At 32.5% G+C, this 22,015-nt stretch carries 20 protein-coding genes; 7 read left to right on the top strand and 13 right to left on the bottom strand.

The window, feature by feature from the left end; genetic code table 11:
- Positions 1–39 precede the first annotated feature (39 nt).
- Both NBC122_RS13875 and NBC122_RS13870 read right to left on the bottom strand, forming a co-directional pair.
- Positions 40–1,773, bottom strand: a complete 1,734-nt coding sequence (locus tag NBC122_RS13875; RefSeq protein ID WP_133440943.1) for an AAA family ATPase — start codon at positions 1,771–1,773, stop codon at positions 40–42.
- A complete protein-coding gene (locus NBC122_RS13870; RefSeq protein WP_133440942.1) occupies positions 1,770–2,861 on the bottom strand; it encodes a hypothetical protein in 1,092 nt (363 codons plus the stop codon). The genes NBC122_RS13875 and NBC122_RS13870 overlap by 4 nt, the downstream gene beginning before the upstream one ends.
- Before the next feature lie 294 nt (positions 2,862–3,155).
- Here NBC122_RS13870 and NBC122_RS13865 point away from each other — a divergent pair, with 294 nt between their 5' ends.
- Positions 3,156–3,350: a hypothetical protein gene (locus NBC122_RS13865; protein ID WP_133440941.1), complete on the top strand. Its 195-nt coding sequence runs from the start codon at positions 3,156–3,158 to the stop codon at positions 3,348–3,350.
- Positions 3,351–3,444: 94 nt separating this feature from the next.
- On the opposite strand, the gene NBC122_RS13860 is transcribed toward NBC122_RS13865, so the two are convergent.
- The 3 genes from NBC122_RS13860 to NBC122_RS13850 all read right to left on the bottom strand — a co-directional run bounded on the left by NBC122_RS13860 (position 3,445) and on the right by NBC122_RS13850 (position 6,622).
- Entirely contained in the window at positions 3,445–4,101 is a 657-nt protein-coding gene (locus tag NBC122_RS13860) for a DUF4276 family protein (protein WP_133440940.1), read from the bottom strand.
- Position 4,102: 1 nt separating this feature from the next.
- Positions 4,103–5,173, bottom strand: coding sequence for an AAA family ATPase (locus NBC122_RS13855; RefSeq protein WP_133440939.1), 1,071 nt, complete (start codon positions 5,171–5,173; stop codon positions 4,103–4,105).
- 288 nt (positions 5,174–5,461) lie between these two features.
- Positions 5,462–6,622 (bottom strand): hypothetical protein, encoded by a 1,161-nt coding sequence (locus tag NBC122_RS13850; protein ID WP_133440938.1) that lies wholly within the window; start codon positions 6,620–6,622, stop codon positions 5,462–5,464.
- Between the two features lie 122 nt (positions 6,623–6,744).
- Between NBC122_RS13850 and NBC122_RS14635 the strand changes: the two genes are divergently transcribed.
- The 3 genes from NBC122_RS14635 to NBC122_RS14625 are packed head-to-tail and all read left to right on the top strand — an operon-like array spanning position 6,745 to position 8,283.
- The gene (locus NBC122_RS14635) at positions 6,745–6,969 is read left to right on the top strand and encodes a hypothetical protein (protein WP_246012397.1); all 225 of its coding nucleotides are present in this window, start codon (positions 6,745–6,747) and stop codon (positions 6,967–6,969) included.
- Positions 6,938–7,552, top strand: coding sequence for a transposase (locus NBC122_RS14630; protein WP_246012500.1), 615 nt, complete (start codon positions 6,938–6,940; stop codon positions 7,550–7,552). Before NBC122_RS14635 ends, NBC122_RS14630 begins: the two co-directional genes overlap by 32 nt.
- A complete protein-coding gene (locus NBC122_RS14625) occupies positions 7,486–8,283 on the top strand; it encodes a transposase (RefSeq protein ID WP_246012396.1) in 798 nt (265 codons plus the stop codon). Before NBC122_RS14630 ends, NBC122_RS14625 begins: the two co-directional genes overlap by 67 nt.
- Positions 8,284–8,632: 349 nt before the next feature.
- On the opposite strand, the gene NBC122_RS13840 is transcribed toward NBC122_RS14625, so the two are convergent.
- The 8 genes from NBC122_RS13840 to NBC122_RS13805 form a co-directional block, all read right to left on the bottom strand.
- Positions 8,633–9,454, bottom strand: a complete 822-nt coding sequence (locus NBC122_RS13840) for a zinc chelation protein SecC (RefSeq protein ID WP_133440937.1) — start codon at positions 9,452–9,454, stop codon at positions 8,633–8,635.
- On the bottom strand, positions 9,441–10,070 hold the full coding sequence (locus NBC122_RS13835; protein WP_133440936.1) for a hypothetical protein: 630 nt from the start codon (positions 10,068–10,070) through the stop codon (positions 9,441–9,443). The genes NBC122_RS13840 and NBC122_RS13835 overlap by 14 nt, the downstream gene beginning before the upstream one ends.
- Before the next feature lie 194 nt (positions 10,071–10,264).
- Positions 10,265–10,654, bottom strand: a complete 390-nt coding sequence (locus NBC122_RS13830) for a hypothetical protein (protein WP_133440935.1) — start codon at positions 10,652–10,654, stop codon at positions 10,265–10,267.
- Between the two features lie 79 nt (positions 10,655–10,733).
- The gene (locus NBC122_RS13825) at positions 10,734–10,985 is read right to left on the bottom strand and encodes a hypothetical protein (protein WP_133440934.1); all 252 of its coding nucleotides are present in this window, start codon (positions 10,983–10,985) and stop codon (positions 10,734–10,736) included.
- 368 nt (positions 10,986–11,353) lie between these two features.
- On the bottom strand, positions 11,354–12,172 hold the full coding sequence (locus NBC122_RS13820; RefSeq protein WP_133440933.1) for a hypothetical protein: 819 nt from the start codon (positions 12,170–12,172) through the stop codon (positions 11,354–11,356).
- A 218-nt stretch (positions 12,173–12,390) separates the two neighbouring features.
- A complete protein-coding gene (locus tag NBC122_RS13815) occupies positions 12,391–13,392 on the bottom strand; it encodes a DUF2971 domain-containing protein (RefSeq protein WP_133440932.1) in 1,002 nt (333 codons plus the stop codon).
- 284 nt (positions 13,393–13,676) lie between these two features.
- Positions 13,677–14,090, bottom strand: coding sequence for a helix-turn-helix domain-containing protein (locus NBC122_RS13810; protein WP_133440931.1), 414 nt, complete (start codon positions 14,088–14,090; stop codon positions 13,677–13,679).
- A gap of 11 nt (positions 14,091–14,101) precedes the next feature.
- Positions 14,102–14,482: a helix-turn-helix domain-containing protein gene (locus NBC122_RS13805; RefSeq protein ID WP_133440930.1), complete on the bottom strand. Its 381-nt coding sequence runs from the start codon at positions 14,480–14,482 to the stop codon at positions 14,102–14,104.
- Between the two features lie 671 nt (positions 14,483–15,153).
- Between NBC122_RS13805 and NBC122_RS13800 the strand changes: the two genes are divergently transcribed.
- From NBC122_RS13800 to NBC122_RS13790, 3 genes are all read left to right on the top strand, one after another.
- On the top strand, positions 15,154–18,165 hold the full coding sequence (locus tag NBC122_RS13800; protein WP_133440929.1) for a SusC/RagA family TonB-linked outer membrane protein: 3,012 nt from the start codon (positions 15,154–15,156) through the stop codon (positions 18,163–18,165).
- Positions 18,166–18,177: 12 nt separating this feature from the next.
- Positions 18,178–19,560, top strand: a complete 1,383-nt coding sequence (locus NBC122_RS13795; RefSeq protein ID WP_133440928.1) for a RagB/SusD family nutrient uptake outer membrane protein — start codon at positions 18,178–18,180, stop codon at positions 19,558–19,560.
- 61 nt (positions 19,561–19,621) lie between these two features.
- Positions 19,622–22,015, top strand: a complete 2,394-nt coding sequence (locus NBC122_RS13790) for an alpha/beta hydrolase family protein (protein WP_165983226.1) — start codon at positions 19,622–19,624, stop codon at positions 22,013–22,015.

The raw sequence follows: 22,015 nt of genomic DNA, 5'->3' as shown, positions 1-22,015 counted from the left end.
CACTGCAAAAATGGAAATTTAATTATGAATATAATACATTTATACATACTCCATTATTTCAAAAGTGTTATTTAATATTTCGTCCAACTGTTTGTCGTGTTGCTTTAATATTGATTCTTTATCTATTGAATTTCCAATACAAATTAACTTGGTTTCTGTATTGAAAAACTTTTCATTATAGTAGTCAATCTTAGGGTCTTTTGATTTATTGTCTGCTACAGATATTATTGTTTGAGTATCATTGGGTTGATTATTGCAAATAAAATCTAATATTTTTTCTTTGCTGTTACCGTCCAAATCTTCTTTAAATATACTGTCCAAAATTAATGGTAGCCTATGGATACTGTCTGTCTCGTTGATTATTTTATTAAATGAAAAATGATAACTTAAAACAGCTAAATGAAGTTCGACACCTTGAAAGGGGAAACTTGATAAATCATAAATATAATTAAATCGATTATCGTCTAATCTTGGCACATCAAGTTTTATATTGTTTAAATTATAATATTCCTTAAACTTTTTATTCTTAGTCATTCTTTCGCTTTGAATATCATCATCGTCTTTGAACGCTTTTAATTTTTCTTTTAGGTCGGAAATTTCTTTTGCTAACTTACCGATATTTTCATTAATCGAACTTTCCAATTTAATGTTTGCTTGAGTTTTTATCCATTCATCAAGTGTTACATTGTTGTTGGAATATATAATGTGTTTATGGTAGTCGTTTGCTAATTGTCCTCTTAATTGTTGTATTTTATTTTCTAATGAATTTAATTCTGATTGTATTTTTTTGTTTTCGGATTGAATTTGTTCTTTAATTTTTATTGTGTCATTTTCCTCTTGATAATACTCGTAGATTTGTTTAGTGTCAATTGGAAGAGTTTGTTGACAAATAGGACAGTTGTCTTTACCAGGAAATTGATGAGCGTGGTTTCTGCCTACTTTAGAAATTACGGAAATTCTTTGATTATTATAAGTAAGTGAATTGGATTTTTTCACAAATTGATTTTCAAATTGTAATAAATTTTTCTTACGTTCCGTAATTTCATTAATAAATTCTTGCCCTTTACCTTTGAATGAATCATCAATTAACTTAGAGGTTTCGATTATTGAATCGTTTTTTTCAAAGTTCATATAGAAATTATATCTCTGAATTTTTTCATTTAGTTCGTTCTCGATTGCTTTTCTCTTTTCTTTGTCTTCAAGTCTTGTAATACCTAAATAATAATCTAAAAAATCCTCTTTAAAATTTTTATAAAAGTCTAAATTACTAAATGATTTTCTTAGATAAACCCAGCCTACATCTTGAGAAACATAATATGGCAAAAATATAGTCTCAATTGGTGCTTTTGATATTCCTATTTTAGTTTCGAGTAATAAATCAAAGTTTAATAAATCATTGAAGAATGCTTTTAGCTTGTAATGTTCTACTGAATTATTGCCACTTATTCCGTTAAAGGTTGTTACTTTATTTGTTTCGGAATCTTTGATATAAATAGTTTCGTCTTTTCTGACAAAGGTATATTCAGTGTTTTCGCCACCTTTCTTAATTGTGATGTCAAGTCTTGTTAGAATCTTTTCAGATAGAATTTTTGTAAGCTTTGTCTTATTGTCATTAATACCAAAAGTGAATAAAATTAACTGTATAAGTGTGCTTTTACCAGACGTGTTTGCTCCGTAAATAACATTAAGTTTTTTGCCAAAGTCTGTAAAAAAACTCTTGCTGTTTGCTTCACTATGCACAAATATTTTGTTTATGGTTAAGTATGTTTTCATTTCTGATTAAGTATTAAAAAGTAAGCCGCTGCCATTGATGCTTTTAATTGTAATGAATTTAAAGTTGAGTTTTGTTCCTTTAGAAATAAGCCGTATAATTCTTTAATACAAAGAACATCATTAGTGAAATTCCAGAATATACTCTTTTTGCTTTCAATAAATCGGATGATTTTTTGGTGTTCTCCTTGCTTCAAATCTTTAAATTCGTCTAAACTGTTTTCAAAGTCAAGTTCAAAGGACATTGCATCAAAGACATTAATTGATAGTTCCTCACAAATTTTTTCAGCCTTTTTTCTGCAAAAATCTAACGCTAAGTTTTTTGTGGTTAAAATATTTAAAATGATGTCAATTTTTGCAGATTCAAGTCTTTTGTGTTTGTCGCTGAATTTTGGAATATCGCCTTGATTATAGGTGCTTTCTATTTCTTTTAGATGAAAAATAAGTGTATCTCTTGCAGCGGTATGGTCGATAATTGACTTGCCAAAAACTGTTTCAAATTTACCCCTTAAAAGCTCTAATTGAGATTTTGTATTTCTTCCTAGGTCAATGTAAGTGAAATTTAAATTCTTAAAATGCTCTATTTGTTCGCTATCAAATTTTATATCTGAATTGCCTTTCTTTAATGAATTTTGACAGTCAACATCTAATGAAGTATAAGTAACAGATTCGTTGGTTTCATTGACATAAACTTTTTTAGTCTTTTTTTCAGTTGAACATTTGTAATCAAGTGCAATTGTATTATTAGAAATAAAATGTTGTGATTGCTTGTAATTACCCGATTTACTAATATTGTCTTTAAACATTTCGATTCCTGAATTGCTTATTTTTTGAATTATTTCATAAACCTTGTTTGTTGTCCAAACTGTAGATGATTTTTTTGCTTGGTATGTAGTAACTTGAGAGAGTTCTCCATTTGTATTTAAAAAGCCAAATACAATATCATCATAATGTTCAAGCATAATAAAGTATTCTTGGTTTTTCCAACCAATGTAGTTGTCTAGAAACACGTAAATGCAAGTGTTTCTTTGAAAGTCAAAACCAACACTAGCTTGTACTCCTGAATTAGTGTCTATTTTTCCTTTTGCCATTTTTTTGAAATCTCATTTGTTATTGTCATAGTTCGATTTTAATACAGTTAGCTTTCAAATATAGGCAATTACTTTAGTCAGGATTAAAAATTTTCCCAAACCTCTTTTAAATCGCTCTAAAAAAATGTTTTTTTAGAGCTGTTTTTGGAGTTTTGAAAATTATTAATTGTCATAAAATTACAAATTATCTACAGTTTTATCTCAATTTTTTAGATTTCTCTTTTTTTAGGTTACTAATTATAAGTCTAACTTCTCGTTTTTCGTCACCTATATCGGCATTTTCTAGAAAGTAAAATGTTTACATTTTTATTCTTTCTTAAATACATTACCAGCATTATCAATCAAAACCCTAAAATCTACAACATCATCGCCACAATAATCATCCTATTACTCGTTATTTTGGTAGCTGAACTGCGAAATGAATTAACCCAAACAAAAGAAGTATTAGAGCAATGCGCTGATCGGTATTATGAAGAAATTGGGAAGTAAAAGAAAAAGCGAAAATTCCGACTCTCGTCAAGATTTTCTAAAAATACTCCAAAGTCAGAGACTTCGGAGATCAAGGAGAATATTGAATATTTTATTATATAGATTCTAATATAGAAATCCATTTATTAAAACGAGGAGCTTTAGTTCTAATTCTTTCTATTCCAATTGCTTCTGATAATATATCGCCATAAACGATTTTATTATAACCAGATATTATTCTTCGTAATCGATGTGAGGGCGAAGTTTCCCTTGCATTGTTTATCATTTCAGGATTTGTATAATCTCTGAATATTTTTCTTAATTCTTCAATACCTACCAAATCATTTTCAGGAATTTGTTCTTTGAAAATATCAATATTATAAAATAATAAGCCTTCAAATTCATGTAATTGCATATATGGAATAAATCTGTTTTGTAAATCAGGATTTATACTTAATAGCATATGTTTTTCTAACTCATCCATTCTTAAATTTTGATCTGGAATTTTTTGAGCATCTTCCCATCCTGGAAATTCATATTTAGAATATAATCCGTAATAATCAATGAAAGTTGTTACGTATGCTTCCGTATCAGATTTAAGATGCATTTCAATTTGTTCTTTTAAACGACCCCATTTTACAATACCTCCTCGCGACGCTTTTATCAGAGGACTTTGTAGAAAAATATCCTTATGAATAAAAGGAACAACCAAATTCGTTTTCACAAAGGATTGTTCAGTCGGTCCCTCACAAATAATAATAATTCTTTTCATATTAAAAATTGGGCTGTCCTGTTGATATTATATTCCTTTTCCATAGATCATCAATAGTATAATCCTCTAACCAAAATTTCAAGGTTTCAGAATCAAGTCTTTCAAATCTACTTTCTCCATTAACTTGATCAACAGTAATGATATCTTCTGCTTCAAAGTGACTAATTAAATCAGTTGACTGCGTTGCGATAATTACCTGTGTGTTTTTTGAAGAAATTGATTTAATTAGACCAGCTAATTTTGCAATAGCAGTTGGATGCAAACCTAACTCCGGCTCATCAATTATAATAGTATCCGGTAAATCCGGTTGTAAAAATAAAGTTGATAGTGCAATAAAACGTATCGTACCATCAGATAAGTTGTTAACACCGTATATTGTTGAGCTATGTTTACTTTGCCATCTTAATTTTATATTTCCATTCGGGTCTGGTAATAAAAAAAAATCTAAAAAATAGGGTGCAATGCTTTGTACCGTTTTAACTATTAAATTATATACAATTGGAGTAGTTTTTTTGATGTTATATAGGAATGCAGCCAAATTTCCACCCTTTTCGTAGAGAATAAAAATATCATTCTCAATATTAGACTCTTTATTAAAAGGGGAATTTTCTCCAGTATCATGAAAATGATAATGCATTAATTCATTAATATAATTTCTTATATAATTGGATCTCGGCTTTGTCTGAAAACGAAGTCTAGATTCATTTGAAAATGAAGCAATATCAATTGGATTATTTATATAAGGATTATAACCATACCACATTCCTTCTTTGATGAAAATAAATGAAGATTCTCCTTTTTTAATTGTAAATGAATAAGCATTTGTATTTGGAAAGTATAATTTAGTTGATATCTCTTCAGTAATTTTATCTCCCTTATGTAAAAATGTATCAATTCCTTTCAAAGCAACAAATTCTTGAAGATTTTGATTATAAATCTGCTTTATAAAGTCAAAAAAAGATAGAAAATTACTTTTACCACTACCATTAGAACCTATTAAAATATTAATAGGTTCTAAATTTAAACTTAAATCTTTAATTGATTTATATCCTTTAATATCAATTCTATTCATCTATTTTCAATTACAAATTTATCGCAATGGTTACTAATACAATAATATTCGAAGATACAAAAATTGCAAGAAACGAATACTAAGTTATTTTTGTATCATTTGCCAATATTATCCGACTATCATTACTTACTGGCATTAAAATAATAGGTATTCCCACCCATTGCATCCTTAAACATCGCACATTCAAAATACACTGGAGAGATTGCCGAATTCTAATAGTGCCACAGCGGGCTTTCATTTCTTGTCTTTCAGACAAAACTAAAGCTTAGTTATTAGCGGAAGTAATAATTAATATCCAAAAAAATTGACATTATAAATATTGTTTAAGTAATTATTTGGTGTTAGCGATATATTGTTTGTAACATTTCCATTTTCATCGATTCTAGCGAAATCAAATTGAGTTTCGTGTATCAGTTTTAGAATATCTTCACTATGCTGGTCAATAAATGTTTTATAATATATTGGATTGAAATAAACGTTTTCAGTATGTGCTGCAATTAGTATAGAAATATCTGACTTTAAATTATCTCGTTCTTTTAATTGAGTAACTAAATTTTTGTATAAGTGTGAATCTTGCTCGAAATAACTAACCAAAAATAGTGTTTTATTATTTGCAGTAGGGAAAAGTGTTATATAAATATCTTCCATTCTATCATCTGAATGTGGAATTAAATTACCATTAAAATCATAATCTAAATAAAATGACGATGATACCGCTATTGGATAGAATAACTCTAATTCTATAACTTCAGTTTTTATTACAGAATAATTTTTATTTAAAATGGCATCATCAAATATTTTTTTATTTTGAAGAATATCATTTTCTGATTGTTCACCGTAGTTAATCCAAGTTGATACTTCCAATTTTTTATGTGAAGATACTACAAAAGCCCTGTATGCAAACAAAAAATTTTGTTCAGCTGTATTATTATATGGATTAGTTTCGATTGGATAAAATATTGCGTCATGTTTATTGCAAAATCCCCAGAAAATTGAAGCTAAATTTCTGCCTAATCTACTACCTTCAATTTCACTTTTGTCAAAAGCATAGCTCATTACATGTCCATGTTCAGCAATCGTACTTAATATACCATTATTTTGAAGAGAATGAGCTGCACTAATTACAATATTTCCATTTTCATCAAGATTACATGTATCTGTATTTGCGTCTGGATGCCAACATTTTTTACTGTCTAAAATTCCACGACGCATCACTTCTTTTATCAAATTCTGATGATCCGTTTCAGAAATATCAGATAATTTAAATTTTTCAAAAATTAAAAAATCTGATTGTTGAATTAAATGAAGTGGAGGTAATGATTTTATTGAATCTATAAATTCCTCATAAATTTCATGAGATAACCCACCTTTTCTTCGGTCTCTCATTACTTCGAATATTTTTTCATATCTAATTTGTGGATTAAATATTATATTTAAATAGTTAGTCATTATGGTAGATGTGTTGTGAAATTATTTCCGCTAACGTCAGTCTGTGAAAAAACCTCCGTTTATTACTTTCAAAAATAGCTAAATTATTTTAATAATACGGGAGAAAATTCGTATATTTAATAATGCAACACATCACTGGGATAGCCCGCAATCAAATGATTTTCACGAGTTTTGAAGAAAGGATTTCTGAAGATAATTCGGTTCGCTTTATCGATGCTTTTGTGGAGAATATCAATTTAAAAGCATTAGGTTTTGAACTGCAAACGCTAAAAATGGAGGGTCGACCAAGTTTCAAATACGCAAACATTTCTCAAAATATATTTATATGGTTATCTCAATGGACTTAGAAGCTCACGCACGCTCGAAAAAGAATGTGTTCGCAATATTGAACTGCAATGGCTTTTGTTTGGACTGGTACCTAATTACCACAGCATTTCTGATTTTAGAAAAAATAATCCTTCCGGCTTAAAAAAGCTGTTTAAAGTTTTCGTTGCTTTTCTGAAAGATACCGATTTGATTGCAGGAGAAACGATTGCCTTTGATGGTACTAAAAGCAGAGCCCACAATAGCAAGAAAGCCAATTTTAATCAAAGAAAAATAGATAAACACTTGGCTTACATTGAAGAAAAAACACAACAGTATCTGGATGAACTGGCTCAGAATGATGATGCGGAAAACAGCGAGAAGATTACCAATATTCAGGAAAAAATAGAGCGTTTGAAGAAGAATAAAGTTCGCTATGAAGTCTTAGATGAAAAATTAAAAGCGAGCGGTGAACCTCAAATTAGTACTACTGATGAAGATTCCAGAGCACTATTGGTTCAGGGACAGGTGGTAGAAGTAAGTTATAATATCAGGCAGCTGTGGATGCTCAATATAATCTGGTTGTTGCTACCCACACCATCAATCGCAATGACCGTAATGCTTTGAGTAGAATTGCAATTGAAACTAAGAAGAATTTGGGCGTTGAAACCTTCACTGCTTTGGTGGACAAAGGTTATCACAATGGTCGGGAGATCACGAAATGCAAAGAAGAAAACATCAGAACTATTGTTGCATATCCAACTTTGGTCAACTCAAATGAAAACGGGACCACGAAAGATTATTTAGTGGCCAATTTTACTTACAATGAAGAGGCCGACACGTACCAATGTCCACAAGGAGAAATGTTAAGAACTACTGGAAAATGGCACAAAAAGACACGAGAACGCGACAGTTACGACTTCAAAAAATATCGAACTCCATCCTGCAAAGAATGTCCGGTAAAATCGCTTTGTACGAGTAGAAAGGATGGAAGGGAGATTGAGAGAAGTCAATATGCGGGTGCGGTGGAAGAAAACAATCAGCGTTATCGAGAAAATGGTCAATTATATCGAAAGCGACAAGAAATCAATGAACATATCTTCGGCACCATCAAAAGACAATGGGGTTATAATCACACGAATTTAACGGGATTAGAAAAAGTAAATGGCGAACACAGTTTAATCATGTTGGTGTACAACATCAAACGCACGATAAATATTCTGGGAGTTCCGGAATTAATTGCAAAATTGAAAAACTGGAAGTCACCTTACAAAGCGAAAGCTTGTTTTGTTTTTAGAGTGACGTGTTTTGCGTTTATTTTAGCCCCTTTGGAAAATAGATTAACAGTTGCCGCCTAAAAAATAGTCCTTCTTAAAACGAGTTTATTGAGCTGTGAAAGGACAATTTTCTTTGAGAATTATTGGAAAGCTGGGTTTTTTCACAGCCTGACGTTTCTGGGCTTTGCGTTCGGGCGGAAAATCGAAGCACAAAAGTTCAATTTATTATTAAAGTTCAATTGAAAAACTACACTTGAATTTTGCACTTCAGCCCGCCTGACGCAAAACCCTTCTTTACTTTACAATCATAAAATTAATACCTTTAAATAAACAAGACAGAGGTGAACTAGAAATACCTTTAAAGATTAATAGTCTTCACTAACATATCAGTCCTCTGCCTTGTTAGCAGTAGTACTTATCTCTTTTTTTTCTATTTACTTATATTGGTTTGTTTTCTGCTTTTTTGGTCTTTAACTATAAATCTATAATGTAAATGTTTTACACCTTTTTCTTTTTTACAGCACTCAATATAATCAATTCCAGAACCGCAAGGACAAGCATCTTCATTTTTGATATTATTAAAATTAATGTGTGGATGATATTTATTTTGTATTATTAATTCCCAAGGATGATAAGCATTTGGTAATGAATTTATTAGAGTTATAATAACATCATAATTATATTGGTCTCCGTCTTTATCAAAAAGTACAGAATATTTATTTACTGGATTTTCTACTAATGCAATACCTAAAAGGTCAAACTTTGTGATTACTCTGCAACATATTTCTCCTCCATAAATTTCTCCAATTTTATGTCCACAAGGAGAACGAAATTTAAGAATTTCATCGCAAATGCTACATTTCTTTTCTTTCTCAAGAATTTCCATACTTGAGAAAAGCTTGTAAGGAAAAATCACTTGTAAATTTCTAACAGACTTTTCAATAAAGTAAAGTTTATATTCAGTTTTGTTAAATGAAAAATGTCTTTTCAAAGAATGGAATGTAATTTCTATACGTTCAAGTTTGCACCAAGCGTCATTATATTGCTTTCTTTTTAGTAGTTTGAAGACATTGTTAAATTCTAAATGAATTTCAATTATCTGTTCAATAACCCAAAGTTGCTTACCTTCATCTTCATTTCCGACTGATACAACTTGTTTTTTTAAGTTTATAACTTCATTTAGAAATTTTTCATAATCAAAAGTTACCGAACCTAATTCTAAAAGTTTTTGTTTGACATCATTTAGATTCATTATCCCATAATTTTTTTATTTCTTCCGTTATATTCTTTACATCTTTTGCTGGACCTTCATAATGGAAATCTTTTGAAGTTCCATTTCTATCGACTACGGTAATGCTAAACTTTACTTTTGGTGCTTCTAAAAATTTTTTCGGAAGCTTGGTTTCTTCTGTAGAGTTTATTATTGTTTGATGTTTTGAGTTATCGATATTAATTATTTGGATAGGCGGTTTACTTTCATCCTCTTTTATAGCTTTATCATAGATATAAGATGATAATAAATTTAAAAAGACACTTAAAGCCACTGTAGTTACTAAAAAATTACCAAGTCTTCTGTAATTGCTATATAAAGCTAATTCTTGATAATCATCATCATTTATACAAAAATCGATTGTGAAATTTTCTGGCAGATTTTCTTTTATGTATTGAAAAAAATCTTCTGTGCCAATTGGAAATGTAAGTTCATTTGGTTCTCTAAATCCTATTGTTGGAACTATAAGGATTGATGCTGATTTTATAGATTCTCTAATTTCTGAAGAAATAAAATCTTTTGAAGTCCAAGTTTCAAAATTCTCTTTTGATTCTTCTACTATAAATTTATCTTCGTCATCTCTAAATCGATGTGTCATTTTTTTTCGGTTTTAGTATTCTGACTAACGTTTCTTTTTGTTATTGAAAATCAATTAGTTATAAAATTAAGATCTTCATTAGTCAAATCAAATTTAGTATTTTGTTTTTGAATCCTTTTTATTAAACCTAGCTTTCATTTCTTGCCTTGCAGACAAAACGAAAGCTTAGTTATTGTGCGACGTTTTTTCTCAAATTAATTCAGGAATATAAAAAATAAATAGCCAATTTCGATTAATGTTAATATTATAGCGATTAAAATTATATATAGATTATTTTCATTCATTTTTTTCAACGAATTCATATCTCCTTTTTTCCATTTTTCTAATTTATAATATGCTGAACCCAATATTCTTAAACCATAAAGTTGATAAAGTAGAATTAATATAACTGTACAGAAAGGAAGAATATTTAATATTTTAATAACGTTAAAAGATTTTATATCTAATTGAAATAAAACTAAAAAAGTAGCGCTTAATAGAGTATTCAAATTAAAAAGTTTATCGATTAAACTTTTTCTTAATTCATCTCCTTCCTGTATAATGAAATCTTGCAGTTCATTTTTTTTAAATTCTTTATTTTCCATTAGAATATCTTTGTTGGTGGTTTGTTACATACTAATAAGGTTATAGTTAGAATTAAAAGTATATTTTTTGCGATAGAATTTATTTTTTGAATTTAATCTCTAAAATTTCCTGAATATTCTTAAAAGATTTTTCAGCAGTTTCTTTATCGGTCGGTATTTTAGTTATAAATTGTATTTCTGGTGTAAATGGAATGACATACTCATTATTTTCGAAAATTAATTGAAGAGGGAAGGAATTCTCTAAAATATATTCGAAGTTGTTATTATTTATTTGTTTAAAACCTTTTGATTCTATAAATTCTATAAAATCAAAATTTATTTTTTCTGTCATTTATTTTATTTTTGTTATGATTTGTCGGGTTCTATGAAATTGCCACTAACTCTCAAATATATCCAATACCTTGTATCGAATACATTCCGGTTATTAACTAGTTTTTTTCAAATATAAGTTCATTATTTATTATTGTCTTCCAGTTTTCAGTAAAGCTCTTCGAAAAGTTCATCCGGTCTCTTATTAATAGCCTTTTCAATTAGGGTTAATTCGCATGCTTCTAAGCAACCCGAAAATCCGCAAACTTTAGCCGGCAAAAACAAAAACCTCCGTTAAATCGTTTTAAAGAGGTTTATTTTATCAATTTTCTTTGGAATACATCGAAAATCAGGGGTTGTGCAACGGTTACCAATGTTATGCGACGTTCTTTATATTTTTTTGTTAATCAGTCGATCTGTATCAAAATTTACTTGAGTTATTAGTTCATCTCTATCGTCGTTAAAATACTTTAGTAAAAGAACTTTATCCGTAAAATCTTTAGGAATTGATGTAAGCTCTTCATCAGCCTCACTTGAGGTGCCGTGAAATTCTCTCTCATAAATTGCTTCCAGCTCAATATTATCGAATGGTTTAATATTATTAATTTTTCCAAGTTTTTCTAGATATCTAAATTCTGAACCTTTTTCTTCAATAAGTTCTAAATTATACGCAGGGACTTCTGAATTATTATAAATTACCAACTTTAATTTCCATTCTAAAGTCCAATATTGATATAAATCCGTTCCTACAGGAATTGGTTGTTCAAATACTTCAATATTTTTTTCACTATAACCAATTGGATTACGACTAATAGAATCCCAAAGCATATCTGCTTCGAGGAAAGGTAATTTTCCTTTTATTGTTTTTCCCATAATCGCATCAAACAAATGCTTTTCTGTAGAATCTTTCCAATTGTTTATCAAGTCGACAGTAAAACCTGTTTCATCTCTATCTATCAAACTTGCACAATTCGAACAAAGCCAAATTCCATTTTCAATACTTTGTCTTTCAGATGATGAAAGAGTTTCATCATATCGTGCTCCTCCTGCTGAAGCCGCTGTAATATGAGCTGCAATTCCGATATTAATAGCTTTATTCTGATCAGAGTTAGGTCCGCTTGTATGTTTTCTGCAATTCGGATTAGAGCAAAGGTACCCAACTCTTTTAGCTAAAATTTCTTTAGTTTTATTTGAAAAATCATCTCTCATATTTACAATAGGTGTTATGTAGAGAGTCTGTGAAGAAACCTCCCTTTATTACTTTCAAAAATAGCTAAATTATTTTAATAAAAGGAATTGAAATACTTATATTTAATGATGCAGAATATCACGAGAATCGCACGCAATCAGATGGTTTTATCTTGTTTTTTTGGAATAACTGGAAAACTAAAGGGTTGTGCAACGGTTACCCATGTTATAGCTAGTTTTTAAAATGGTTTTTTTACGTTTAATTCATCCAAATACACTCCACTTCCTGCTATATGTTCCATTGTCATTGTTTCAATTTTCAATTCGTAAGAATCAGGCTGTATTTTGGCAATCATTAATTCTTCAACTTTATAACCTAAACAAGCTATAAGTTTGAGAATAGAATATCTATCTTTTGCTGTTGTTTTACAACCAAATATAATTTGCTTTATACATTTGTTATTGATTTTTAGTAAGCCTTGAGAATTGTTTACCAATCTAATTTCTTTTTCATAAGCCCATTTTTCACATTTTGTTTTAAATATGGTAAATATTAAGCTATTCAATTCCTCATTATTATAATTGAAGATATCTAATGGTTGATTAGTGTATTCTACTTCAATAATTTCTAATTTATCTTCTTTTGAAAAACAAATGTTTTGTTCTTCTTTTTCATTGTAAAAGTCAAATTTTAAACAGACTCCAGAATGATTATTTCCATAATGACCCCACATGACTGGACAAGTTTCCGTCATAGAACCACATGCCACTCCGTATTTATTTATATCTATAAAAAGAAAGGTATAATCAGCATACATTTTGTTTTGTAGTTCAATGTTGTTGATTTTATAAGCCTCTTGAAAGTACCCGATATTATTGTAAAATGTAAATATTTCTATTAATTTATATTCATAATTTCCAATTTCACTGTAGTAACTTTCATCAAATTTGTTTAGCACTTTTAAAAATACTTCGAGTAACTTTTCAAAATCTAATTTCTTCTTCTCAAAGTCTTTTAAACTTCTGATTACCTCTATTTTATCATTAATATGGTTTTGAATGAATAAATAGAAGTTTTCGAGTTTTGTTTCGTCAGAACACAATTTATATCTTGGCAAAGAATCAAAAGGGTCATTGAAATTTCTCGGATTAGAAAAGAATAGTTCATTATTGATAAGTGAATTGAATAAATTCTGGCTTATTGAGAAATATTTATAAAATGATATTTTTTTATTATCCATTCGTATCTGAAAATTGGCTATAACTCGTTTATGTGTATGACAAAATCATATAAAGCCACCCAAATCAGGGTGTATTTGTATGACTATGGTGATACTTTATTATTAAATCAAATTTATAAAAAGTATTTGCATTTTCTTAGAGTCTAAAATACAAACAACTTTTCAATCCCAATTACGGTTTCCCGTAAAAACAAAAAATCCCAACTCCCGTCAGGATTTCTTCAATTCTATATTTCGTAATATCAAAATCAAATTCTCTCGGATTTTTTAGTCGAGAGAATACTTCATTCATTTCGGCTAATATTGTTCTTAACAATTTCTAGTAAATCCTTTCTTGCTGCCTGCAACTGTCTTTCAAACATTTCAATAGTTTCCTTTAAGGGGTTGTTTAAGGTCTCTACATTCGCCACTATGTTTGATGCGGTTACACCACAATTGTCATAAAAATTATTGGTATTGTATAGTACTTTATCTTCTGTAAAATCGCGTAAACCTTCAAAAGTAACACCCAGTGCAATTGCCACTTCATTTAATTTCTCATCGCCAATATTTTCTGATTGTTCGAGCTTGGAAACAGCTTGTTTAGAAACACCAAGCTTTTCTGCTAAGTCAGATTGCGTAAACCCTCTTAGTTTCCTAACGCGTTCAATTTTTCGTCCTCTTTTTAGGCTAGCTTTATTCGTGAAAATTTCAGTCATGTCGGAGTTGTTTAATTGTTATTTTTACTTTTAAGTATTTCTATCTTTTCTTTTTCACTTGCTAACAGCCGTTCATACAATTCTACTACTTTTTCAATCGGACTAAAGATTTGATGGATCCCATGTGCATGTTCATTTATTGTAGTATTATCCACTTTATTTTCAATACTGTAAAAGGCCTGACTCTCGTTGAATTCCTTTATCACTTCAGCTGTAACATTAAGTATTTTAGCAATCTGAAAAATAATTTCATCATCAATAAGATCAGAATTTTCTATTAACGAATATTCCGCCTGGCTTATTCCAAGCTCAATAGCTACCGCCTCTTGCTTAAGACCCTTTAGATTTCTGAGAAATTTAATATTGGGACCAATTCTAACAGCTTTTTCCATAATTGATAATTTTTATTACAGCAAATATATTAATAAAAGTCAACCTAATACAAATAAAAGTCAACCTATTTTATTTTTTCGCAAGAATATTAATTCTTTTCTTTGTATTAGTACAGAATGATGCTTAGAATTCTGATTCATAATGAGCATTTCCAAGTAGCAACTGTATTTATTTCATTATTCTTCTAGATTTGGCAGAACAATGAGAAATTTATGATATGAACAAGAATCTCCGTACAAAAGATAAACTTTTTAGTATGGACGTTTGATATGCACGGTACAATGGTGTGCACAACCATTGCAGCTTAATTGCTACGCGGGAAATCGGGTTTTCAAAAACCCCTACTACAATAATTTTCATGCTTTTATCATGAATCCATACCTCATCTCTTTTAACAATACCTCATAAGAGCTCCTCACATTCATATCAATGCTCTTTATGGATCTGTCTTTAGTGGGAAAGTTTCTTTTTCATCATTTGTGTTTCACTTTCCCCTAAGGCGATCCGAAAAATCAATGGGTTGATGTGGTAATGTGCTGATGTGACAATCCAATGGCACCCAGCATCGAGCATCCCACACCCAACAAAAAAGCCCTTCCCCACGAGTTTTGCCGACCTAGGGAAAGAGCATGAATAGTATTTAAACTTAATTAAAAACCAATACAAAACTATGAAAAAAATCCTATCAACCATAGGAGTTGTTTCCGGTTGTCTGGTATTTTCTGCGATCCATTCGCAGGTCCAGGCGCAAACCCGTACTGCTACGGGCACGGTCAACAACGGTGAAAAACCCATTAGCGGCGTGACCGTCACGCAGGAAGGAACCAATCAAGTGACTACCACATCCTCCTCCGGAACGTTCAGCCTCCAGATTACCGGTGAAAATCCTGTACTTATTTTCCGACATCCGGAATATGGTGAAAGAAGAATCAGTACCGATGGGAAATCTACTTTTACTATATCTCTTTCAGAAAAAGTAAAGTCTATTGAAGAGGTAGTACTCAATGCGGGATATTACAATGTGAAAGCCAAGGAAAGTACGGGCAGCATTGCGAAAATCACCGCAAAAGACATTCAGAATCAACCGGTAAACAATGTCCTTTCAGCAGTACAGGGGAGAATGGCTGGGGTAAACATTACCCAGAACAGCGGCAACGCAGGTGGTGGCTATGACGTACAGATTCGGGGCAGAAATAGTTTACGCAATCCACTGAACAGTGCTACCGATGGAAATCAGCCACTTTACGTTGTTGATGGCGTACCGTTTTCCGGTGAACTTTCTTCTACCTATTCTGTAGGAGTGCTGCCTTTAAAAAATATCAGCCCGCTCAACAGCATCAATCCCAATGACATTGAAAGTATAGAAGTTCTAAAGGATGCAGATGCAACAGCCATTTATGGTTCCAGAGGGGGAAATGGGGTAATTTTAATTACCACGAAAAAGGGAAAATCATCACCTGCTCGATTGAACCTGAACACGAGTACAAGCTTCAGCAAAGTCGCCTCTACACTCAAAATGATGAATACTGCTGAATATATTGCCATGCGCAAAAAGGCTTTTGCCAATGTAGGCATAACAACCTTCCCTGCCAATGCATACGATATCAATGGTGCATGGGATCAAACTCGATATACAGATTGGCAGAAAGAACTCATTGGCAGAACCGCCGGGAATGCTACCGTGCAACTTTCCATATCTGGTGGTTCCGAAAAAAACAGCTTTTTAGTAAGCGCTTCCCATAGTGATCAAACTTCGGTATTTCCCGGTGATCATCATTTTAAGACCAATACCGTTTCTACCCATTTTAACCATCAATCTGCAGACCGTAAGTTTTCACTGGGATTAGCGAATGCTTTTTCGGAAACAAGCAATAACAATCTGGATACCGACTATACCAACAAAGCATTGAGTCTGTCTCCGGATGCACCATCCCTTTATGATGACCTGGGTAATTTAAACTGGCAGAAAAACACCTTTAACAATCCCCTTTCTCAATTGAATGCAAGTTATTCAAACAAAACCAAATACCTGAATCAAAATCTCAATGTAACCTACCAACCTTGGATTGATTTTGCCTTTAAAATGAATGCAGGGATCACTTTTCAGGATATAGAAGAATTTTCTCTTACCCCCAACACCGTTTTTAATCCAGCCTCTCCTTCTGGGGCAAATGCCTCTACCTCCTCTGCTTCACGCGGTACGGGATCTGTTTTTTCCTACATAGCAGAACCTCAAATCTCGTGGACCAAAAAATACAGCCGCCATCAATGGAATATACTGCTTGGATCTACTTTCCAGGAAAGTCAGTCCAAAATTTCCGCCATTCGGGGTACCGGCTTTTCAAGCAACTCATTAATCTATAATATTGCTGCAGCAAATACCATTTCGTTCTCCGATTTCAGAACCATACAATACCGATATGCCGCAGTTTTTTCGCGATTAAATTACCAGTTTGCAAATCGTTATATACTTAATTTAACTGCAAGAAGAGATGGCTCAAGCCGCTTTGGTGCTAATAATCGTTTCGCAAATTTTGGTGCGGTGGGTGCTGCCTGGATACTTTCTGAAGAGCAGTTTTTGAAAAACAGTTCCTGGTTATCTTTTGCAAAACTAAGGGCAAGCTTTGGTCAGTCAGGTAGTGATGCAATCGGAGATTACCAGTTTACTGATACCTACACCTTATCCTCCTCTTCTTATAATAATATTCCGGGGCTCTATCCTTCCCGTTTATACAATCCTGATTTTTCTTGGGAAAAAACGAACAAACTGGAAACCGCACTGGAAATTGCTTTCTTAAAAAATCGCATCTCTTTAACAGCCGCTTGGTACAGAAACAGATCTTCTAATCAATTGGTCGGGATTCCTTTACCTGCTACCACTGGCTTTAGCACTATCCTTTCTAATCTCAATGCAACGGTAGAAAACAGTGGCTTTGAAGCGGAGACCTCCATCATTCCTTTGAAATCAGAAAACTTCCAATGGAATGCTTCTTTTAACATCAGTGTTCCCAAAAATAAACTGCTTTCTTTCCCTGGATTGGAAGGTTCTACGTATGCCAATTCTTATACAGTCGGCGAATCGATCTATGCGGTAAAATTGTTTGACTACCAGGGCATCGACCCTGCAACTGGCAAATATGTTTTTACAGATTATAATGGGGATGGTAAAATTACGGCTCCAGATGACGCCCGAGCAATTAAAAATTTAGGACCAAAATATTTTGGTGGATTCCAAAATGAAATCTCCTATAAAAAGGTAAAGCTCTCATTTCTGTTTCAGTTCGTAAAACAGGAGGCCTATAATTATATCAGAACCATGAGCACTCCTGGTGTGATTGTAAACCAACCTGTCGAATTTCTAAATGTCTGGTCTGCAGCCAATCCTTCTGGAATTATAATGCCCTATACTCCAGGGACTGATGCAGCAACGAATGCCCTTACAGCAAATTTTAAAAACAGCACAGGGGCGGTTGGGGATGCTTCTTACATCAGATTAAAAAACCTTCAGCTGAATTACGGTATTCCACTTCAAAGCATATTTGTTCGCGAAGCAACTTTGTATGTGCAAGGTCAAAATCTTTTGACCTGGACCAATTATTTCGGTCTGGATCCTGAAATGGTGACGTCTGGATATCTCCCTCCCCTTAAAACGTTGTCCTTAGGATTTCAATTAACTTTTTAAAACAAAATCAACATGATTACCAAAAAAATAATCACCAGAAATACAGTGGTACTTGCACTTTTTCTTTGCATGATACACTCTTGTGAAGAAGCACTGGAAGTGAACCCGCCAATCAACCAGATCAATGCAAATCAGGTATTCGAATCGACGAGTACCGCAGATGCTGCATTAAGCAGCCTTTATGCAGAACTACAGGCTTATTCACTTTTGAGTGGCTCATCGTCGGGCGCAGGAGCGCTTCTCGGCTCGTATACCGATGAATTAGTGAACTACAGCACAGCCTCCAATGCTGATTTTGATATCTTCAACAATAGCATGGTTTCAACGAACACCAAAATAAAATCGGTCTGGGCAAATGCGTACAAAGAAATCTATATGGCAAATGCCATCATTGAAGGGGTTAATAAAAGCACAGCGATTGCAGATCTGGATAAAAAACGGATAAAAGGAGAAGCGCTCTTTGTTCGCGCACTTATTTATTATTATATCAGCCAGATTTTTGGAGCCATTCCTTATGTAACAACCACCGATTACACCGTAAATCAATCGCTCGCAAAAACCAATGAAACAGAACTTTTAGTTAAAATTCAGAACGACCTGTCCGAATCTTCCTCTCTTTTAAACGACATTTATAGAAATCCTGACAGAATATATCCCAACAAAAAAACCGCAGACTTACTGCTTGCTTCCGTTTTGATGACCCAAAATCACTGGCAGGATGCTGAAATCTTGTTGAAAGGAATTATTCAAAATGCCCTTTATACCTGGCAACCCGATTTGTCTAAAACTTTTAAAATGAATGGGAAACATATTTTGTGGCAATTAAAGCCTTTGCAGGCAAATAATGCAACCAGTGAAGCACTCCTCTACTATTTCACAACGGCTTTACCAAATACATACACCCTTTCTGATAACTTGTTTGCTTCTTTTGACACCAACGACCTCCGAAAGCAGCAATGGATAAAAACGCTGACCATTAACCAGAAAAATTACTATCGCACAGATAAGTATCGCAATATCTCAGCGAATACGGATGAATATTCGATTGTATTTCGTTTGGAAGAAACCTATTTACTTTTAGCAGAATCCTTGGCACAACAGGATAAAAAAACAGAAGCCTTAACTTATCTCAATGCAGTAAAAGCAAAAGCAGGTATTACTGCAACTCCTGTTTCGGCGACCAAAGAGCAAATATTGTCCGAAATAATCAATGAAAACAGGAAAGAATTTTTTACAGAAAAGGGTATTCGTTTCCTATCTCTAAAAAGAGCAGGAAAACTGAATGGATTGTTGAGCACCAAACCCAACTGGAAAACGTATCATCAAAACTGGCCGCTACCCAATTCTGAACTGTTATTAAATCCCCATTTAAATCCCCAAAATGATGGTTATTAAAAAGAAAACAATTTTTCTGATGGTTATTTTTCTGATGGTTGCAAATTTCAGTTTTGCTCAAATGAAAGATTTTAAAGCAAATGAGTTTGCAGGTCACACGTACAACCTCTCCTGGCTTACGTGGTCTCCGGATAAAAAATATGTTTCTTTTCAGAAAAGCTACGAATATTCCAGTGATACGCTGTCTCTAATAAATGTAAAACATCCTGAAAAAATCATATTTCAGTCGGCAGGAATATATCCTAATTTTCTGCATTACTCCAAAAAAGGTCATCTTTTTATGCGCGGAGCTAACAAGGCTCAACTACTGAAATTACCCTGCGTAAAACCCGTAATATGGGAAAATATCACCGATGCTTTTTATCTGGAAAAAGAGGAAAAAATTGCAATATTGCAAAAAGACATCCTACGGATTTATAATGAAGATGCAGAGTTAATTGATGAAATTCATGGAGTGAATGCTATCAAAAAGAATAAGGATATTTTGTTTTTCACAGGTCGAAACAAAAATCTGTACGAGCTGATAAAATGGACTGCAAATCTAAAAACTACACTCAACTCTTCCATACATAAGAGAATGAATATTGTTGGTAATGAGAATCCCATTTTTTTCATCGCAGAACGAGATTCAGCAACCACAAAAAATAGGGTTAAGTATATTAACATCACCACCCGCAAAGAAATAATTTTTCAGCCACCTTCTTCTCACCTTTTAAAAAATGTGGTTCAAGTGTCAAAAATTGGTACAAGCAAATTTCTTATGACCTACACAACCACCCTCCCAAAAAATGAAAAATCTACGGTTGACATATGGTATGCCAATGACCGTAATTTGGCGGAGAAATTCCAGAACAACGTCGGACTGGAGAATGTAATTTGGAATCCGGAAAAAACGGAATATGTACTATTGAATAATGATCGTTTTCCGAAACATATTCCTATCGGACACGGTGGTTACGTGCTTGCATTAGACCCCACTGCAAATCAGCATTACATCTATGATAAAATAGAATCTGAGCTTTATCGATATGACATAAATACTAATAAATACGAGTTTTTAGGACTAACAGGCGTAAACTGCTATATGGATGATAAAGGGAAATACGTTCTCTCTCACGACAATAAAAATTGGGCATTATACACGATTGCTACCATGGAAAAGAGAGTTCTGACCCTTGAAGCTGACCTCATCCCTTATTTTAGCTTAAGTGGCGAAAAGATTATTTTTGGGGGACATCAAAAAATAGTAGAATATAATATCTCTGCTTCAGAGTTAAAAACGACCAGAATACCCGAAGGATTTAATGCAGAAATAATAAGTGGTTCCAGTGAACAACTAGGTATTGACAGCCGGTTTACAAAAAATTCCTATGATGATAGCAAAACAACCCTTATTAAAATATTAAATCCCGACACTTCTGACCAGACTTTGGGAATCTACCGTAATCAATCATTTCAAGCACTATACCACTCTTCTGATGATTTGGTATCAATTCCTTTAATGAAGGACGCCAATAGCATCTTATACCTTAAAAGCAATTACAACAAACCACCCGTTTTAATCAGAAACACAAACAGCAGAGAAGCAGCTATTTTTCATTCAAATAAAGAAGACGATGCAGTTTTTAACTATAAAAAAACTCGGACCTATTATCGCAATTCGATGGGCATTCCATTAACTGGATTGCTGTATTATCCTGCGCATTATAAAAAGGGCAAAAAATATCCTATGGTAGTAGGGATCTATGAATTAATGAGAAATCAAAGCAATAAATATTTAAGAGATGGATTTATTGGGAGTGTCGAAGGATTTAATATGAGAAACTTTTTGGATCGTGGTTATTTTATCTATTTACCAGATATAACCTATGACGGCAGAGGTCCCGGTAAATCTGCCGTAGATGCGGTAGAGTCTTCGTTGGACGCCTTAGCAAATATTGGAGAGATTGATTTTTCAAAAGTGGGATTAATAGGGCATTCTCATGGTGGGTACGAAACCAATTTTATTGCCACACAGAGCAAACGTTTTGCTGCCTATGTGAGTGGTGCAGGTAATAGCGATTTAGTACGCTCTTTCCATTCATTCAACTACAATTTTTTAAGTCCTTTTTATTGGCAGTTTGAAGAACAGCAATACCGAATATATAAACCGTTTGCAGCGGATAAAAATTTATATCTAGAAAACAGTCCCATATATCATGCAGAACAAGTAAGCCAGCCTATTTTGCTTTGGGCTGGAAAAGAAGATCGAAATATTGCATGGGATCAAAGTATGGAATTTTATCTTGGCTTAAGAAGAAATGATAAGAAAGTCATTGCTCTGTTTTACGAGAAAGAGGGACACAGTTTTTCAGAGCGGCGCAACAGAGAAGATCTTTTTGTGAGAATAAAAGAGTGGTTTGACTTTCATTTAAAAGGAATTAAAACCCCTTGGATTTCTGAAATGTATCAATAA

Source organism: Chryseobacterium salivictor (assembly GCF_004359195.1).
GTDB lineage: Bacteria > Bacteroidota > Bacteroidia > Flavobacteriales > Weeksellaceae > Kaistella > Kaistella salivictor.
Note: the sequence above shows the minus strand (reverse complement) of the source record. Positions and strands in the feature narration are given on the sequence as shown.

Coding starts and splice junctions, on each gene's coding strand:
- NBC122_RS13795 (WP_133440928.1), top strand. CDS start 18,178: ATGATTACCAAAAAAATAATCACCAGAAATACAGTGGTACTTGCACTT.
- NBC122_RS13815 (WP_133440932.1), bottom strand. CDS start 13,392: ATGGATAATAAAAAAATATCATTTTATAAATATTTCTCAATAAGCCAG.
- NBC122_RS14635 (WP_246012397.1), top strand. CDS start 6,745: ATGCAACACATCACTGGGATAGCCCGCAATCAAATGATTTTCACGAGT.
- NBC122_RS13805 (WP_133440930.1), bottom strand. CDS start 14,482: ATGGAAAAAGCTGTTAGAATTGGTCCCAATATTAAATTTCTCAGAAAT.
- NBC122_RS13875 (WP_133440943.1), bottom strand. CDS start 1,773: ATGAAAACATACTTAACCATAAACAAAATATTTGTGCATAGTGAAGCA.
- NBC122_RS13840 (WP_133440937.1), bottom strand. CDS start 9,454: ATGAATCTAAATGATGTCAAACAAAAACTTTTAGAATTAGGTTCGGTA.
- NBC122_RS13865 (WP_133440941.1), top strand. CDS start 3,156: ATGTTTACATTTTTATTCTTTCTTAAATACATTACCAGCATTATCAAT.
- NBC122_RS13820 (WP_133440933.1), bottom strand. CDS start 12,172: ATGAGAGATGATTTTTCAAATAAAACTAAAGAAATTTTAGCTAAAAGA.
- NBC122_RS13855 (WP_133440939.1), bottom strand. CDS start 5,173: ATGAATAGAATTGATATTAAAGGATATAAATCAATTAAAGATTTAAGT.
- NBC122_RS13825 (WP_133440934.1), bottom strand. CDS start 10,985: ATGACAGAAAAAATAAATTTTGATTTTATAGAATTTATAGAATCAAAA.
- NBC122_RS13850 (WP_133440938.1), bottom strand. CDS start 6,622: ATGACTAACTATTTAAATATAATATTTAATCCACAAATTAGATATGAA.
- NBC122_RS13835 (WP_133440936.1), bottom strand. CDS start 10,070: ATGACACATCGATTTAGAGATGACGAAGATAAATTTATAGTAGAAGAA.
- NBC122_RS13810 (WP_133440931.1), bottom strand. CDS start 14,090: ATGACTGAAATTTTCACGAATAAAGCTAGCCTAAAAAGAGGACGAAAA.
- NBC122_RS13860 (WP_133440940.1), bottom strand. CDS start 4,101: ATGAAAAGAATTATTATTATTTGTGAGGGACCGACTGAACAATCCTTT.
- NBC122_RS13830 (WP_133440935.1), bottom strand. CDS start 10,654: ATGGAAAATAAAGAATTTAAAAAAAATGAACTGCAAGATTTCATTATA.
- NBC122_RS13870 (WP_133440942.1), bottom strand. CDS start 2,861: ATGGCAAAAGGAAAAATAGACACTAATTCAGGAGTACAAGCTAGTGTT.
- NBC122_RS13790 (WP_165983226.1), top strand. CDS start 19,622: ATGAAAGATTTTAAAGCAAATGAGTTTGCAGGTCACACGTACAACCTC.
- NBC122_RS13800 (WP_133440929.1), top strand. CDS start 15,154: ATGAAAAAAATCCTATCAACCATAGGAGTTGTTTCCGGTTGTCTGGTA.